Genomic DNA, 15,072 nt, shown 5'->3' on the forward strand with positions numbered 1-15,072 from the left:
GCCGGCGAACAGCGGTCGGCTGTCGGCGGTCGACGGCCGGTCGGGCGCGCGGGCCAGCGGGCGAGGGAGCGTGCGGGAATGCGGGCACTGGAGTCGGACGATCCCCGCCAGGTGGGCGGCTACCGGCTGCTGCGCCGGCTGGGCTCGGGCGGGATGGGCCGGGTCTACCTCGGCCGGACGTCCGGCGGGCGCACCGTCGCCGTCAAGGTGGTGAGGTCGGAACTCGCGGACGACGCCGAGTTCCGCGCCCGGTTCCGGCAGGAGGTGGCCGCCGCCCGGCGGGTCGGCGGCGCCTGGACCGCGCCCGTACTGGACGCCGACACCGAGGGCGGGCAGCCCTGGGTCGCCACCGGCTACGTGGCCGGCCCCGCACTCGGCGACGCCGTCCGGACGTACGGGCCGCTGCCCGAACCGGCCGTGCGCGCGCTCGGCGTCGGGCTCACCGAGGCGCTCGCCCACGTCCACGGGCTCGGCCTGGTGCACCGGGACGTCAAGCCCTCCAACGTGCTGCTCACCCTGGACGGGCCGCGGCTGATCGACTTCGGCATCGCCCGCGCCCTGGACGCCGCCGGGGGCCTCACCCGTTCCGGTTACGTGGTCGGCTCGCCCGGCTTCATGTCACCCGAGCAGGCGAACGGGCAGCCGGTCGGGCCGGCCGGGGACGTCTTCTCGCTCGGCGCCGTCCTCGCCTTCTCGGCGACCGGCGTGCACCCCTTCGGTGAGGGGGTCAGCGCGGCCGTCCTGCTCTACCGGGTGCTGCACGAGGAACCGGACGTGGCCGGGCTGCCCGAGCCGCTGCGGAGGACCGTGCTCGACTGCCTGGCCAAGGACCCGGCCGCCCGGCCGACCCCGCGGCAGCTGCGCGACCGGCTTGATCCGGACGGCACGGCCGGCACCCGGCTGGCGCGGGGCGGCTGGCTGCCGGCGGAGCTGGCGGCCGGGGTGGGGCGCAGTGCGGTGGAGCTGCTGGACCTGGACGGCGAGCCGGGGACGGCGGAGGCGGCGGGGGAGAGGGCTCCGGGCGGGGTAGCCGGGGTTGGGGCCGGGATCGTGGCCGGAGTCGGAGTCGGAGTCGGAGTCGGGGCCGGGGCCGGCGAGGCGGTGCGGACTCCGACCTACGTGTCCGGGAGCGAATCCGAGGGGGAGGGGGGCCATCAGCCGCTGTGCGCGGGCGTCTGGGACGAACCCGCGAAGGCGCGGCCGCGGCGGGTCCGGACCGCGGTGGCGGCCGTGGTGGCGCTCGCGGTGCTCGGGGGCGGCGGGTACGGGCTGTACGGGTGGCTGCACCGGGCCGAACCGGCGGTGCCGGGGCCGTCGGCCGGGCCGCTGCCGGAGGTGTCCGTCGATCCGGGCCCGGCGGCCCTGCCGAGCGGGACCTTCGCCTCCGGGTTGGCCCCGGCCTCCGGAGCCCCGGCAAGCGCGACGGCGTCCGTCCCGGGTGCGGTGCCACCCGGGACGGACGGGCCGAACGCGGTGCCCGCGGCCTTCCTCGGCACCTGGAGCGGGGACATGGTCACCGACAAGGGACTGCCCGCCGGGGCCACCACGCTCACCATCCGTCCGGCGGCGATCGGCCAGGAGGGCGTCACCAGCCGCAACGCCGTCTCGGGGCTGATCTCGATCAGCTGCGAGGGCGTCTGGACGCTCAGGTCGGCCTCCGCCACCAAGCTGGTGTTCCAGTCCCGGCTGGTCCGCTCCTCGATCCCCGGCGCCTGCACCGGCGGCTCCAACACGGAGACGCTCACCCTCCAGCCCGACGGGACGATCCGCTTCGTCTCCGTCGACCCGCCGGCCGGGAACCCGACCGGCACGATGCGTCGGGTGGACGGGGCGCGGGGCTGAGGGGTGCCCGGCCCGGGGCCCGTGCGCGGTTCACCCGGGGACCGCGCGCGGTTCAGCGGGCTGACGCGGGCGGCGGAATGTGCTGGCGTAGGCTGGTTCGGCCGTACCCGAGTAGCACTTGTGAGAGAGAGAAGGCCGCCAGGTGACCGAGCTCGCAGCGACCACCCTCGATGCGTCCAGCACCGACCTGAAGGCCGTGCTCGACCGGGCCGCCGCCGGTGGCCGGATCACCCCGGAGGAGGCGTTGGAGCTCTACCGCTCGGCGCCGCTGCACGCGCTCGGCTCCGCCGCCGACGCGGTGCGCCGCCGTCGCTACGCGGGTACCGAGCACATCGCGACGTACATCATCGAGCGCAACATCAACTACACCAACGTCTGCGTGACGGCGTGCAAGTTCTGCGCCTTCTACGTGCCGCCGAAGAGCGACAAGGGCTGGTCCCGCGAGCTCGACGAGATCCTGCGCCGCTGCGCGGAGACGGTCGAGCTGGGCGGCACCCAGATCATGTTCCAGGGCGGCCACCACCCGGACTACGGCGTGGAGTACTACGAGCGCGCGTTCTCGGCGATCAAGGCCGAGTTCCCGCAGCTGGTGATCCACTCGCTGGGCGCCTCCGAGGTCGAGCACATGGCGCGGATCTCGGGCGTCTCCGTCGAGGAGGCCATCACCCGGATCCACAAGGCGGGCCTGGACTCCTTCGCCGGCGCCGGCGCCGAGCTGCTCCCGGAGCGGCCGCGCAAGGCGATCGCCCCGCTGAAGGAGTCCGGCGAGCGCTGGCTGGAGATCATGGAGATCGCCCACGGCCTCGGCGTGGAGTCCACCTCCACCATGCTGATGGGCACCGGCGAGACCAACGCCGAGCGGATCGAGCACCTGCGGATGATCCGCGACGTGCAGGACCGCACCGGCGGCTTCCGGGCCTTCATCCCGTACACCTACCAGCCGCAGAACAACCACCTCAAGGGCTCGACCCAGGCCACCGTCTTCGAGTACCTGCGGATGATCGCGATCGCCCGGCTGTTCCTCGACAACGTCGCCCACATCCAGGGTTCCTGGCTCACCACCGGCAAGGAGGCCGGCCAGCTGTCGCTGCACTACGGTGCGGACGACCTCGGGTCCGTGATGCTGGAGGAGAACGTCGTCTCGGCGGCGGGCGCCAAGCACCGCTCCAACCTCACCGAGCTGATCCACCTCATCCGGTCCGCCGACCGCGTCCCGGCGCAGCGCTCGACCACCTACCAGCACCTGCGGGTGCTGGACGACCCGGCCAACGACCCGGTCGACCCCCGGGTCGCCTCGCACATCGCCTCCACGGCGATCGAGGGCGGCACCGCGCACCCCGAGCTGAAGATCCTGGACAACTGAGTCCTCTGCTCGTCCTGCCGCTGCTCGTGCCGCTTTTCGTGCCGTTCCTCGTGCCGCTTTTTCGTGTCTGTGCCGGTATTGGTGTGGCCGGTGTCGTTGCCCCCGGTGAGCCGGTGCCGACGGTACTGGTGATGCCGTCGAAGTCGAAGGCGTTGACGTGCTGACTCTGCACCGGGCGGCGTTCGTGCTGCCCGACCCGGCCGATCCCACCGCCCCGTCCATCGCCGACGGGGCGGTGGTGGTGCGCGGCGAGCTGGTGGAGGCGGTCGGGCCGTACGCGGAGCTGGCGGCCGCGCACCCGGGCGCGCGGGTGCGGGACTGGGGCGCGGCCGTGCTCGCCCCGGGGCTGCGCAATCCGTACGGGCACTGGCTGCTGGAACGCGCGTACCACCCGGATCCGCGGGAGGAGGTCGGCCTCGAACCCGTGGCGGACGGGCTGGCCGGGTCCGCGGACGAGGCGCGGTGCGGGGCCAGTGCGCGGCGCGGCCTGCAACGGATGCTCGGGTACGGGGTGACGGCGGTGGCCGGGCCCTTCGAGCGGGCCTCGGTGCGGACGGCGGTGGCGCGGTCGGGGATCGTCGGCCTGCCCGGGCGTTCCGCTCCGACCGGTGAGTCGGACGGCGGGGGTGCGGGGCCGCTGGACCCGCTGGCCGTCCTGCCGTTCGCGGAGGCCGTGTACGGGCGGGTGTCGCCCGGGAGCCGGGCGGACTTCGCGGTGTTCGCGCTCGCGGCCGCGGCGGGGGTCGCGGGCGCGGTCGTGGGGGAAGGGCGTGACGGGTCGGCGGCCGCGGGCGGCGGGCGTGCCGAACCGGCGGCCGGCGGGTGCCTGGCCACGGTGCTGGGCGGGCGGTTGGTGTACCGCCGACGGTGAGACGGTCGTCACGGCGGGTGTGACGTACTCGTCAGTAGTCGGATTTCCTTGTGGCGCACGGGACTTCCTTCGTGTGCAGCCGAACTCCGCTGCCAGTCCCGGAGTGTGATTGTCCCTTCGTCGTGACCTGAGGGCCCGCCAGCGGATACGATCCCGGACAGCTCACTCCGTACCCTCACCACACCACTGCCCGCGCCCGCGGGCGGCGGGGCCGTGTCCCCGGCCCCGAAGGCAAGCCAGGACAGGAACCATGCGAACCGCGACCGTTCCCCCGCCGCGCACCCCGCGGTTGGGCCGTGGTTGGTACCTCGCCGCCGTGCTCAGCGCCGTGCTGGCCGTCGGGATGTGCCTGCTCGGTTGGCGCCAGGCCGACCAGGCCGACCGGATCGAGGCGCACCCGGTGAGAGTCGAGGGGGTCGTCACCCAGCTCCCGACCGGCGGCGGTACCTACAGCGCCGTCAGCTACCGGGCCGGCGGCGAGCCGCACACCGCGGCCGCGCTGCCGCTCTCGGACGGCGCCCGACTCGGCGACAGGATCTGCCTGGAGCACGCCGCCGACGACCCGGGCGCGGTGCGGATCTGCGGCGACACCTACCCGCAGCCGGTCGGCGTGGGCCTGGCCTGGTTCAGCGTGCCGGTGGCCGTCGTGCTCTTCCTGATCTGCGTGCTGCGGATCCGGCGGCATCACAAGGCCCTCGCGGTCCGCGGCGGGCAGGGGAAGCTGGCCGCCAACCTCGCACTGGCGACGGGAGCGCTGGCGGACGGGATGCCCGCGATAACCCACGGCAAGCGGTCCCGTCGGCGGCGCCGCGCGGGCGGGCGGCGCGCCCAGCACTGACGGGGCGCGGGGCGCTCGGCGGGGCAGGCCCGGCCTGCCGGCCGGCGGGCCGGCTCGGGGGCGTGGTCCGGGGTGCGGCCGGGTGCGGTTCGGGGGTACGGCCCGGGGTGCGGTCCGGAGGGCCGGTTCGGGGCGCGTGGTCCTGGGTGCGGCCGGGGTCGGCGTGCCCCGTTGGTCGGGGTGTCCGTACGAGGGTGAACAATGGGGGCGTGACCCGAGCCTCTCTGGACAAGCAGCCGCACGAAGTCGCCGCCATGTTCGACGACGTCGCGGCCAAGTACGACCGCACCAACGACGTGCTCTCCCTCGGCCAGGCCCGCGCCTGGCGCCGGGCGGTGGCCGAGGCGGTGGACGCCGGACCGGGGGACCTCGTGCTCGACCTCGGGGCCGGCACCGGCACCTCCTCGCTGCCCTTCGTCGAGGCCGGAGCGAAGGTCGTCCCGTGCGACTTCTCGGTCGGCATGCTCACCGAGGGCAAGCGCCGCCACCCCGAGCTGGCGCTCACCGCCGGCGACGCCACCCGGCTGCCGTTCGCGGACGACACCTTCGACTCGGTGACGATCTCCTTCGCGCTGCGCAACGTCCAGGACACCGACGCGGCGCTGAGCGAGATGCTGCGGGTCACCAAGCCCGGCGGCAAGCTGGTGATCTGCGAGTTCTCCACGCCGACCTGGACGCCGTTCCGGACGGTCTACACCGAGTACCTGATGCGCGCGCTGCCGCCGGTGGCCACCGCCGTCAGCAGCAACCCGGAGGCGTACGTCTACCTCGCCGAGTCCATCCGGGCCTGGCCGGACCAGCCGGGGCTGGCCGCCAAGCTCCAGGACAACGGCTGGTCGAAGGTCGCCTGGCGGAACCTGACCGGCGGGATCGTCGCGCTGCACCGGGCCTACAAGATCGCGTAGCCGGTTCGGGTTCGGGTTCGGGTTCGGCCGAGGGGGGGTGGGCTGGGCTCGGGCGGTTCGGGTCCGGGCGGTTCGGGGGCGGCCGGTTTCGCGGGCGACGGTTGCGGGTGCCACGGCGTTGGTGCCGGAGGTCGGGGCGGGGGCGCATCCGGTGGCGTGAGCGGAACTAGACTGCCGGAGACAAAGCCGCCGTCCCCCAGCCGCAGTTCCAGGAGTGTGTCCACGTGTCCGAGACCGCAGCCGATCTGACGAAGCCGGACAGCCCCGTGGAGAGCACGGCCGACGTCATCGTGGTCGGTGCGGGACCGGCCGGCTCCGCCACCGCGTACTACCTGGCCCAGGCCGGACTGGACGTCCTGCTGCTGGAGAAGACCGCCTTCCCGCGCGAGAAGGTCTGCGGCGACGGCCTGACCCCGCGTGCCACCAAGCAGCTGGTGGACATGGGCATCGACGTCTCCACCGAGAACGGCTGGCTGCACAACAAGGGCCTGCGCATCATCGGCGGCGGCGTCCGGCTGGAGCTGGACTGGCCGGAGCTGTCCTCCTTCCCCGACTACGGCCTGGTGCGCAAGCGCGCCGACTTCGACGAGCTGCTGGCCCGTCAGGCAGAGAAGGCCGGCGCGCGGCTCTACGAGCGCTGCAACGTCAGCGGGCCGGTCCTGGACGAGCGCACCGGCCGGATCGTCGGCGTCACCGCCAAGCTGGGCGACGAGAAGCGGCCTGTCACCTTCCGGGCCCCGCTGGTGGTCGCCGCCGACGGCAACTCCACCCGGCTCTCGCTCGCCATGGGCCTGCACCGGCGCGAGGACCGTCCGATGGGCGTCGCCTACCGCACCTACTTCACCTCCCCGCGCCACGACGACGACTACCTGGAGTCGTGGCTGGAGCTGTGGGACACCCGCGGCGGCGAGCGCAAGCTGCTGCCCGGGTACGGCTGGGTCTTCGGCATGGGCGACGGCACCTCCAACGTCGGCCTCGGCATCCTCAACTCCTCGCCCGCGTTCGGCGAGCTGGACTGGCGCGAGGTGCTCAAGGCCTGGTGCGCCGGGATGCCGGAGGAGTGGGGCTACACCCCCGAGAACATGACCGAGCCGATCCGCGGCGCCGCGCTGCCGATGGCCTTCAACCGGCAGCCGCACTACACCCGCGGCCTGCTGCTCGTCGGCGACGCGGGCGGCATGGTCAACCCGTTCAACGGCGAGGGCATCGCCTACGCGATGGAATCCGGCCAGATCGCCGCCGGGGTCATCGTGCAGGCCCTCGCCCGGGTCACCGATGGCGGCCGCGAGCGCGCCCTCCAGGCCTACCCGCGCATCCTCAAGGACGTGTACGGCGGCTATTACACGCTGGGCCGCGCCTTCGTGAAGCTCATCGGCAACCCCAAGGTGATGCAGATCGCCACCCAGCGCGGACTCACCCACCCGATGCTGATGCGTTTCACCCTCAAGCTGCTCGCCAACCTCACCGACCCGCAGGGCGGCGACGCGATGGACCGCGTGATCAACGGCCTCGCCAGGGTCGCGCCGAACGCCTGACGGCGGCCGGGCGGGGTGCCGCGCGGTCCTGCGGCCCGGCCCGCGGTACGGGCGGGGCCGCCGCCTACACCTCGTCGGCCGTCCGGGGGGCCTCCGTCGGCCGGCGGGACGCGGCCGAGCGTTCCTCGACGTAGGCGAGGCGCTCGGCGAAGACCCGCGCCGCGTCGGGGGTAAGGGTCCGCAGGGCGACGAGGGCGGCGAAGACGACGTCGCAGAGCTCGTGCTGGACGTCCTCCCAGGAGTGGGTGACGCCCTTGCGCGGGTTCTGACCGGTGGCGCCGATCACCGCCGCGCCGACCTCGCCGACCTCCTCGGAGAGCTTGAGGATCCGCAGCAGTCGCTCCTCCTGGGGCGACAGCGTGGTCCGCTCGTCCAGCCATGCGACCAGGTGGTCGACGCTCTCCCAGATCCGGCTGTCCATGCGGCGCTGCTCCTGCTCCCATGCGGTGTCGTTGGTGCTGCCACCGTACGGGAGCGGGGGCGGGCGGACGGATGGCGGGCCGAGGCTGTCCGGCCGGGTTGTCCGGCCAGGGCCGAGGAGCAGGGGAGGCCGGTCGGGTCGGCCGGTCGGGGCTGGCCGGCCGGCGGGGTCAGCGGCTGCTGATCTTCACGTTGCGGATGTTCACCGGGAGGGTGGGGAAGCCGTCGCCCGGGTTGTTCTGGTCGTCCTCGCCCCCGGCGGCGATCTTCTGGAGGACGTCCAGGCCGGCGGTGATCCGGCCGAACGGGGTGTAGGCGGGGGAGAGCTTGGTGTCCTTCCAGACGAAGAAGAACTGGCTGCCGTTGGTGTTCGGCCCGGCGTTGGCCATGGCCACGGTGCCGGCCGGGTAGGTGGCGCCGGTCAGGTTCTCGTCCGGGAACGAGTAGCCCGGGCCGCCGCTGCCCGTGCCGGTCGGGTCGCCGCATTGGAGGACGTAGATCCGCTGGGTGGTGAGGCGGTGGCAGTGGCTGCGGTCGAAGTAGTCGTGTTCGGCGAGGAACCGGAACGAGAAGGTGGTGCAGGGCGCCTTGTCGGTCAGTGCCTCGAAGGTGATCTGGCCCTGGCTGGTCCGCAGTGTCGCGTGGTAGGGCTTCGCCGCCTTCTTGGCGTCGAACACCGGGATGCCCTTGAAGTTGTCGGCCGGGACGGCCGGCGTGTAGGTGCAGCCGGCGGTGGGAGTGGCTGCCGCGGGGGTGTCCGCGATGGCGGTGCCGGTGCTCGCCACGAGAGGGAGGACGGTGGCGGCGGCGACCAGCGCCCAGTGCTTGCGCTTCACGTGACGGGCCTTCCGGGGCGTGGTGGACGGCAGAGTTGTCATGGGTGCATCATCCACGGCCGGGTGGGGATGCGGTAGGGGTTGGGACGGCCGTGGCTCCCGGGGCGGTAGCGGCGTGATGGTCCGTCAGGTCTGCTCCGGGGTGGTCGCGGTGGGCGTGAAGAGCCCGGCACGGGCGGCCAGGGCCGCGGCGTCGGCCGCCCGCTCGGCGGTGCGGTCGTCCAGTGGCTCGCCGGAGACGAACAGGCGGTAGTAGAGCGGAGCGGTGGCGGCCCGGACCACCTCGGCGCCGTCCGTGCCGACGGGCAGCTCGCCCCGGGCGACGGCCCGATCGGCCACCTCGGCGGCCTGGCGGTGCCGGGCCGTGAAGAAGGCGCGCAGGGCGGTCGCGCCGGCGTCCGAGCGCTGGGCGGCGGAGATCAGCGCGGTGGGTGTGGGGCCGAGCTCCGGATCGGTGAAGACGCTGAACACTTCCTGGGTGATCCGGCGGAGGTCCTGTTGGAGGTCTCCGGTGTCGGGCAGGGGCCAGGGCTGGTCGGCCGAGGCGGTCAGGGCGTCGGCGACCAGGCCGTCCACCCCGCCCCAGCGCCGGTAGAGGGTCGCCTTGTGGACGCCGGAACGGGTGGCGACCGCCTCGACGCTGAGGCCGTCGTACCCCTTCTCGGTCACCTCGGCGAGCGTGGCGGCGACCACCTCCGCCCGGACCCGGGCGCTGCGGCCGCCCGGGCGCGGGGTGGGAGTGCGGGCCTCGGGGGTGGGCTCCGGGATGGACCTCGGGACGGACTCCGGGGTGGGGTGGTCCGCGGGGCGGGTGGCTCCAGTCAAAGTCGACTCCAGTCGCGTTAAGGCTTGCCGCGGGGTGGCGGTCGTGCCATGCTCATCGTAATGCGACTCAAGTCGCATTACGAGAGGAGCCCGCATTTGTCCGCCACCGTCATCCCCGACCCCACCACCGTCCACCCGCTGGCCGGCCACGACCGGGTCGTCCTGCTGCGCCCGCTCGTCACCGATGCGCGGATCGAGGTCGGCGAGTACACCTACTTCGACGACCCCGACGGAGCCACCCGCTTCGAGGAGCGCAACGTCCTCTACGCGTACGGCCCCGAGCGGCTGGTGATCGGCCGGTACTGCGCGATCGCCACCGGCACCCGGTTCCTGATGGCCGGGGCCGCTCATCCGACCATCGGCGTCTCCACCTTCCCCTTCACGATGTTCGGCGGCAGTTGGACCGAGCGGACCCTCGACATCGTCACGGGCCTGCCCAGCCGGGGTGACACGGTGGTCGGCAACGACGTCTGGTTCGGGCACGGGGCCACCGTCCTGCCCGGCGTCCGGATCGGTGACGGCGCGATCATCGCGGCCGGAGCGATGGTCACCTCCGACGTCGAGCCGTACACCGTCGTCGGCGGCAACCCCGGCCGCCCGATCCGCCGACGCTTCGACGACGCCGACATCGAGCGCCTGCTCCGCGCGGCCTGGTGGGACTGGCCGGCCGAGCTGGTCACCGAGCACGTCCGCGCCGTCATGTCCGGGACGCCGGCCGACATCGAGGCGATCGCCGCGGCGAACGGTCTGCTCGCCGCCTGACCCAACCGTGCCCGGTCAAGGCATTGATCATCGGCAGCCCGGTGCGCGAAGATGGCGCCCCCTTGCTCCGCGCTCCACCCCATCCACCACCGGGCCTCGCGCCCGGCCCCTGGGTCCGTCCGACGCCGTACGGTACTCGAACCTGCCGGTTCCGTCCGCTCGGAGGGATCTTCCGCATGCCAGCCTCCTCGTCCGACCCGTCCGAGGTCTCGCCCTCGTCGGTCCTTCGTGATCTTCCGGTCCTGCTCGTGGCGGTGGTGTGGGGGTCGAGCTTCCTCGCCGTCCAGCGGGTGGCCGAACCCGGGACGGTCGTGGCGATGCTCGTGCTGCGGTTCGGGCTGGTGCTGCCGCTGCTGGGGGTCGTCGCCTGGTGCGCCCTGCGGAGGCTGAGCCGCGCCGAGTGGCTCGGCGGCGCCGCACTGGGGCTGGTGCTCAGCGGGATCTTCCTGCTGGAGACCTACGGAGCCGTGCACACCTCCGCGACGAACGCCGGGCTGATCATCAGCCTCGCGATGGTGCTCACCCCGCTCGGTGAGAGCGCCCTCGGCCGGACCGCACCGCCGAAGGCCTTCCTCGCGGCCGCCGGGCTGGCCGTCCTCGGCGTCGCCCTGCTCACCGGCGACGGCGGACTGCGTCCTCCGGCGCTCGGTGATCTGCTGGTGCTGGGCGCCGCCCTCGTCCGCACGGCGTACGTCCTCGCGATGGCCCGCACCCGGGCCATCCGCGATACCGACATGCTCGCCGTCACCTGGGTCCAACTCGCGGTGGCCACCGCCGTGTTCGCTGTCGTCGCGCTGGCGGTCGGGCCCGCGCCCTGGACGCTCGCGCGTTCGTACGGCGCCGCCCAGTGGGCCTGGCTGCTGCATCTGTCCTTGTTCTGCACCCTGTTCGCCTTCTTCGTCCAGATGTGGGCCGTGCGGGCCACCTCGCCGTCGCGGGTGAGCCTGCTGCTCGGCACGGAACCGCTGTGGGCCGCCGTCTTCGGGATCACGGTGGCCGGGAACCGGATGGGCCCGCTCGCCCTGCTCGGCGGAGCCCTGGTGCTGGTCGCGACCGAGTGGGGCCGGCGCACCGCCCCCGCGCCGCGCCCAGCCGGTGGCGAGGCCGAACCTGCCGCGGTGGGGACGAACCCGGAGCCGGCCCGGGTGTGATCAGCCGCCCCCGGCGCCGGAGGTCGCGTCACCGGCGCTGCCGCAGCGTCCGGCGGGCGTAGTCGAGGGTGACCGCGCCGAGCAGCGGGCCCCAGGCGACCAGGGGCAGGTAGGCGAGCGTCATCACCCAGGCGGCGAAGCCGTGCGGCGAATCCGGCTCGGCCAGGTTGGCGGCCCAGCGGCCGAACAGCCCCTCCATGCCGACGAACGTGAGGATCGCCGAGCCCAGCAGCGCCGGGACGATCGCGGCGAGCGGCCGGACCCGTCGGCCGCCTATCAGCGGGATCCACCCGGGCGCCACCAGCCCCCAGGGCCGGACCAGGCCCACGGTCAGGAAGGCCAGCGCCTCGGCCAGGGCGCTGAGCGCGACGCAGTAGACCGTGCCCCAGCCCGGCTGGTGCTCGGCGTACGCCGCGGCCGTCGCGCCGCTGAACCCGACCGGTACGCCGAAGCCGAAGACGATCCGCCAGAGCCCCGACGGGATGGTGGTGAGGACGGCGGCGCCGGCGGCGAGCCGGGCCCAGCGCGGGGCGGCCGGGACGTCCGGGGCGGCCGCTCCGGCCCGGTGGGCGGTGCCGCGGGCGTTGATCGCGAGCTTCGACACGGTGTGGACTCCCTTCGGCTCCGGCCTCCGTGGCCGGTGCGATGACTCAAGACTGGAGGCCCACCGGGGGCTCGCAGCAGATGCCGATCGGGCTGTTCCTCCTGCTCAACCGGCCTTTGAACTGTGCCGATCGGCACAGGCGCCGAGCCTGGGCGGCGTCGTAGTGTGACGGCAGTCGAGGAGCCGGGGAGAGGTGGTGACGATGTACCAGATCCTGTCGGGGGTCGTCGTGGTCCTGGCGCTTCCGGCCCGGGTGGCGCGGCGGCGGTACGGGGCGGCGGCCGTGACGATGGCACTCGGGGCGGCGTCGGTCGTGGTCACGGTCACCGTCTGGCTCCTCGGCCGCTGGACGGAAGGGCAGCGCTGGGCCGGGCTGGTGGGCCTGGCCGAGCTGGCGGTGCTGCTGCTGTCGGTGGTGATCGGCCTGCGCACCGAGGACGGGCCGTGGTGTGCGGCGGGTGCCTGGACGGCATGCGGAGCGGTCGCCCTCTGGCCGTCCCGGTTCACGGTCTTCGAGGGCCCCGTGGCCGCGCTCACGCTCTTCGGCTTCGGATCGATGCTCTCCCTGCCGGCCGTTCTGACCGGGCTCTACCTGCGGGGCCTGGACGAGGGGCGCAGGAAGGCGGTGGCCGAGGCCCGGCGGGCGCAGCGCCTGGAGCTTGCCCACGACCTGCACGACTTCGTGGCGCACGATGTCAGCGGCATGGTCGCCCAGGCCCAGGCGGGGGCCTACCTGGCCGGGATCGACCCGGCCCGGGCGGCCGAGATGTTCCAGCGAATAGAGCAGGCCGGGCAGCGGGCGCTGGCCTCGCTGGACCGGACGGTACAGCTGCTGCGCAGCGAGGAGAACGGCGGCCGCGGTCCGCAGCCGGGGCTCGCCGAACTCGCCGAGGTGGCCGAGCGGTTCACCGCGACGGGCGGCACCGAAGTCCGCTTGGAGCTGCCGGAGGAGCCGGTGCCGCGCGAGGTGGAGGGCACCGTCCACCGGATCGTGGTCGAGTCCCTGACCAACGTCCGGCGGCACGCTCCGGGCGCGCGGGAGGTGGAGATCAGGGCCCGCCGCAGCGGTGGACGGCTGGAGCTGACCGTGACCAACGACGGCCGGGCGCCTGGTCCGGCCGGGCGGCCGCGCCGGGGCGGCGGCAGCGGACTGCCCGGGCTGGCGGCCCGGGTGGAGGCCCTCGGCGGTTCGCTGGAAGCCGGCCCGCACGAGCGGGAGGCCTGGCGGGTGACGGCGGTGCTGCCGCTGGAGGAGGTCGGCGCAAGGCCGGCGGAATCGTAGAGCCGACACGGGTCGGTGACGGGGAGGTGCGGAGATGGGCAGCGGCACGGGGCCGGTTCGGATCCTGATCGCGGACGACCAGCCGGACGTTCGCAGTGCGTTCCGGATGATCCTGGACGTCCAGCCGGACATGGCGGTGGTGGCGGAGGCGGCGGACGGCGCCGCGGCGGTGCAGGAGGCGAGGAGGCTGCGGCCGGACGTGGTGCTCGCGGACATCCGGATGCCGAAGCTCGACGGGCTGGAGGTCACGCGGCAGTTGGCCGACCAGTGCAAGGTGATCGTGGTGACCACCTTCGACCTGGATGAGTACGTGCACACGGCACTGCGGCACGGGGCGGCCGGGTTCCTCCTGAAGCGCTCGGGGCCGGTGCTGCTGATCGAGGCGGTGCGGGCGGCGATGGCCGGGGACGCGTTGATCAGCCCGCAGATCACCGTCCGGCTCCTGCGGCACATGGCACTGCCGGGTGGGGAGCCGAAGCCGGGGCCGGGTGCCAGGGCGGTTGTGGCGGCGGCGCAGTCGGTGGCCGGGCCGACGGAGGAACTGACCACGAGGGAAAGGGAGATCGCCGAGCTGGTGGCGGACGGCGCGACCAACGCCGAGATCGGGGCGGGGCTGTTCATCTCACCGGGGACGGTGAAGAACCACCTCGCCAACATCCAGCGCAAGGTCGGAGCCCGCAACCGGGTGGGCATCGCGGCCTGGATCTGGGAGCAGGCGACCGCCGGTCGGTGACCCGGCGCGGGTAGCGGCTGGTGGGAGGGGCCGACGGGTGGCGGGCAGTGGCCGGCGGACCGCGGTCGGCAGGCGGCGCGCGGCCAGAGCGGTCGGGCCGGAGGCAGAGCGGTCGGGCCGGCAACAGCGCAGGGCGGCGGCTCGGGCAGGGAAAGGGCAGGGACAACGGACCTCCACCGGCGCCCCCAAGGACAAGCTCGCGCGCTTGTGAACGAAGGGTCAAGCGAGCGTTCGGCCCCCGCCACCCCTGCGAGTGAGCCGCTATAACACGTCAACATGACGCCTGGAAATTTGCCCCGGTCGACGCATAGTTGATATAGGAACACGCCCCTGACCAGCCGCTTCACAAGTAAATGCGACTGCTTGTGATCATTTGACTGCTTTGCGTCGACAAAACTGGGCATGTTCGCATTCGACCCCATTCGAAGGGTGTCGTAGATCACAAAGAAGACGATGAACTGCGTGTCGCAGATCACAAGCCGACGGGCATAGGATGCGCTCGTTCCAGGCTTTGTGAACTGCCTCACATGAGGTGGATCTCGGGAACTGGAACGCGGGTTCACCTCAGCGTGACCTGCTGGTTCCGATCTGCAGTCAAGGACGACTGGACGGAGGGAGCGGGGGCTATGAATGCCTACGCGCCGATCCTCGTACTCGGTGCCATCGCGGCGGCGTTCGCGGTCGGCTCCGTCGTGATGGCCTCACTCACCGGCCCCAAGCGCTACAACCGGGCCAAGTTGGAGGCGTACGAGTGCGGCATCGAGCCGACCCCGCAGCCCGTGGGCGGCGGTCGGTTCCCGATCAAGTACTACCTGACGGCGATGCTCTTCATCGTCTTCGACATCGAGATCGTCTTCCTCTACCCGTGGGCGGTGACCTTCGACGCCCTGGGGATCTTCGGGCTGGTCGAGATGCTCCTGTTCATCGCCACCGTCTTCGTCGCCTACGCCTACGTGTGGCGGCGCGGCGGTCTGGAGTGGGACTGAGCGCGGGGTGGTCTGAGCGCGGGGTGGTGTCCCCACCCGTCCGCCGGCTGCGCGCCCGCTTGTGAACGAGCGGACAAGCCAGAACCGGCCCACGTATCAGAGGACTTGAGGGCATTGAG

15 protein-coding genes are annotated in these 15,072 nt (G+C 73.2%); 11 read left to right on the top strand and 4 right to left on the bottom strand.

Annotation, left to right across the window (positions count from 1 at the left end; all coding sequences use genetic code 11):
- The first annotated feature begins 78 nt into the window (after positions 1-78).
- From ACZ5GH_RS20870 to ACZ5GH_RS20895, 6 genes are all read left to right on the top strand, one after another.
- Positions 79-1,842 carry a serine/threonine-protein kinase gene (locus ACZ5GH_RS20870; RefSeq protein ID WP_464334987.1) on the top strand — a complete coding sequence of 588 codons (1,764 nt, stop codon included), beginning with the start codon at positions 79-81 and terminating at the stop codon, positions 1,840-1,842.
- A gap of 142 nt (positions 1,843-1,984) precedes the next feature.
- A complete protein-coding gene (gene mqnC / locus ACZ5GH_RS20875; RefSeq protein WP_387759985.1) occupies positions 1,985-3,205 on the top strand; it encodes a cyclic dehypoxanthinyl futalosine synthase in 1,221 nt (406 codons plus the stop codon).
- A 157-nt stretch (positions 3,206-3,362) separates the two neighbouring features.
- The gene (locus ACZ5GH_RS20880; RefSeq protein WP_387759987.1) at positions 3,363-4,076 is read left to right on the top strand and encodes an amidohydrolase family protein; all 714 of its coding nucleotides are present in this window, start codon (positions 3,363-3,365) and stop codon (positions 4,074-4,076) included.
- A gap of 250 nt (positions 4,077-4,326) precedes the next feature.
- Entirely contained in the window at positions 4,327-4,914 is a 588-nt protein-coding gene (locus ACZ5GH_RS20885; RefSeq protein ID WP_387759988.1) for a hypothetical protein, read from the top strand.
- Positions 4,915-5,123: 209 nt separating this feature from the next.
- The gene (locus ACZ5GH_RS20890; RefSeq protein WP_387759989.1) at positions 5,124-5,819 is read left to right on the top strand and encodes a demethylmenaquinone methyltransferase; all 696 of its coding nucleotides are present in this window, start codon (positions 5,124-5,126) and stop codon (positions 5,817-5,819) included.
- A 224-nt stretch (positions 5,820-6,043) separates the two neighbouring features.
- Complete coding sequence (locus tag ACZ5GH_RS20895) at positions 6,044-7,354, top strand: geranylgeranyl reductase family protein (RefSeq protein ID WP_387759990.1); 1,311 nt, start codon at positions 6,044-6,046, stop codon at positions 7,352-7,354.
- 64 nt (positions 7,355-7,418) lie between these two features.
- Here ACZ5GH_RS20895 and ACZ5GH_RS20900 read toward each other — a convergent pair whose 3' ends face one another.
- The 3 genes from ACZ5GH_RS20900 to ACZ5GH_RS20910 form a co-directional block, all read right to left on the bottom strand.
- On the bottom strand, positions 7,419-7,775 hold the full coding sequence (locus ACZ5GH_RS20900; protein ID WP_387759992.1) for a MazG-like family protein: 357 nt from the start codon (positions 7,773-7,775) through the stop codon (positions 7,419-7,421).
- Between the two features lie 169 nt (positions 7,776-7,944).
- Positions 7,945-8,652: a peptidylprolyl isomerase gene (locus tag ACZ5GH_RS20905; RefSeq protein WP_387759994.1), complete on the bottom strand. Its 708-nt coding sequence runs from the start codon at positions 8,650-8,652 to the stop codon at positions 7,945-7,947.
- An 84-nt stretch (positions 8,653-8,736) separates the two neighbouring features.
- A complete protein-coding gene (locus ACZ5GH_RS20910; protein WP_464334988.1) occupies positions 8,737-9,435 on the bottom strand; it encodes a TetR/AcrR family transcriptional regulator in 699 nt (232 codons plus the stop codon).
- 96 nt (positions 9,436-9,531) lie between these two features.
- Between ACZ5GH_RS20910 and ACZ5GH_RS20915 the strand changes: the two genes are divergently transcribed.
- Entirely contained in the window at positions 9,532-10,197 is a 666-nt protein-coding gene (locus ACZ5GH_RS20915) for a CatB-related O-acetyltransferase (RefSeq protein WP_464334989.1), read from the top strand.
- Positions 10,198-10,373: 176 nt separating this feature from the next.
- Positions 10,374-11,348 carry a DMT family transporter gene (locus tag ACZ5GH_RS20920; protein ID WP_464334990.1) on the top strand — a complete coding sequence of 325 codons (975 nt, stop codon included), beginning with the start codon at positions 10,374-10,376 and terminating at the stop codon, positions 11,346-11,348.
- A gap of 28 nt (positions 11,349-11,376) precedes the next feature.
- On the opposite strand, the gene ACZ5GH_RS20925 is transcribed toward ACZ5GH_RS20920, so the two are convergent.
- Positions 11,377-11,952 carry a hypothetical protein gene (locus ACZ5GH_RS20925; protein WP_387760001.1) on the bottom strand — a complete coding sequence of 192 codons (576 nt, stop codon included), beginning with the start codon at positions 11,950-11,952 and terminating at the stop codon, positions 11,377-11,379.
- Between the two features lie 202 nt (positions 11,953-12,154).
- Between ACZ5GH_RS20925 and ACZ5GH_RS20930 the strand changes: the two genes are divergently transcribed.
- The 3 genes from ACZ5GH_RS20930 (at position 12,155) to ACZ5GH_RS20940 (ending at position 14,953) form a co-directional block, all read left to right on the top strand.
- A complete protein-coding gene (locus tag ACZ5GH_RS20930; protein WP_464334991.1) occupies positions 12,155-13,234 on the top strand; it encodes a sensor histidine kinase in 1,080 nt (359 codons plus the stop codon).
- 34 nt (positions 13,235-13,268) lie between these two features.
- Positions 13,269-13,967 carry a response regulator gene (locus tag ACZ5GH_RS20935; protein ID WP_464334992.1) on the top strand — a complete coding sequence of 233 codons (699 nt, stop codon included), beginning with the start codon at positions 13,269-13,271 and terminating at the stop codon, positions 13,965-13,967.
- A 626-nt stretch (positions 13,968-14,593) separates the two neighbouring features.
- A complete protein-coding gene (locus tag ACZ5GH_RS20940) occupies positions 14,594-14,953 on the top strand; it encodes an NADH-quinone oxidoreductase subunit A (protein WP_030060100.1) in 360 nt (119 codons plus the stop codon).
- Positions 14,954-15,072: the final 119 nt, after the last annotated feature.

Source organism: Kitasatospora sp. Xyl93 (assembly GCF_055383135.1).

Excerpts from the sequence above, each read along its gene's own strand:
- ACZ5GH_RS20885 (WP_387759988.1), top strand. The coding sequence starts at position 4,327 with ATGCGAACCGCGACCGTTCCCCCGCCGCGCACCCCGCGGTTGGGCCGT.
- ACZ5GH_RS20930 (WP_464334991.1), top strand. The coding sequence starts at position 12,155 with ATGTACCAGATCCTGTCGGGGGTCGTCGTGGTCCTGGCGCTTCCGGCC.
- ACZ5GH_RS20940 (WP_030060100.1), top strand. The coding sequence starts at position 14,594 with ATGAATGCCTACGCGCCGATCCTCGTACTCGGTGCCATCGCGGCGGCG.
- ACZ5GH_RS20920 (WP_464334990.1), top strand. The coding sequence starts at position 10,374 with ATGCCAGCCTCCTCGTCCGACCCGTCCGAGGTCTCGCCCTCGTCGGTC.
- ACZ5GH_RS20905 (WP_387759994.1), bottom strand. The coding sequence starts at position 8,652 with ATGACAACTCTGCCGTCCACCACGCCCCGGAAGGCCCGTCACGTGAAG.
- ACZ5GH_RS20870 (WP_464334987.1), top strand. The coding sequence starts at position 79 with ATGCGGGCACTGGAGTCGGACGATCCCCGCCAGGTGGGCGGCTACCGG.
- ACZ5GH_RS20935 (WP_464334992.1), top strand. The coding sequence starts at position 13,269 with ATGGGCAGCGGCACGGGGCCGGTTCGGATCCTGATCGCGGACGACCAG.
- ACZ5GH_RS20900 (WP_387759992.1), bottom strand. The coding sequence starts at position 7,775 with ATGGACAGCCGGATCTGGGAGAGCGTCGACCACCTGGTCGCATGGCTG.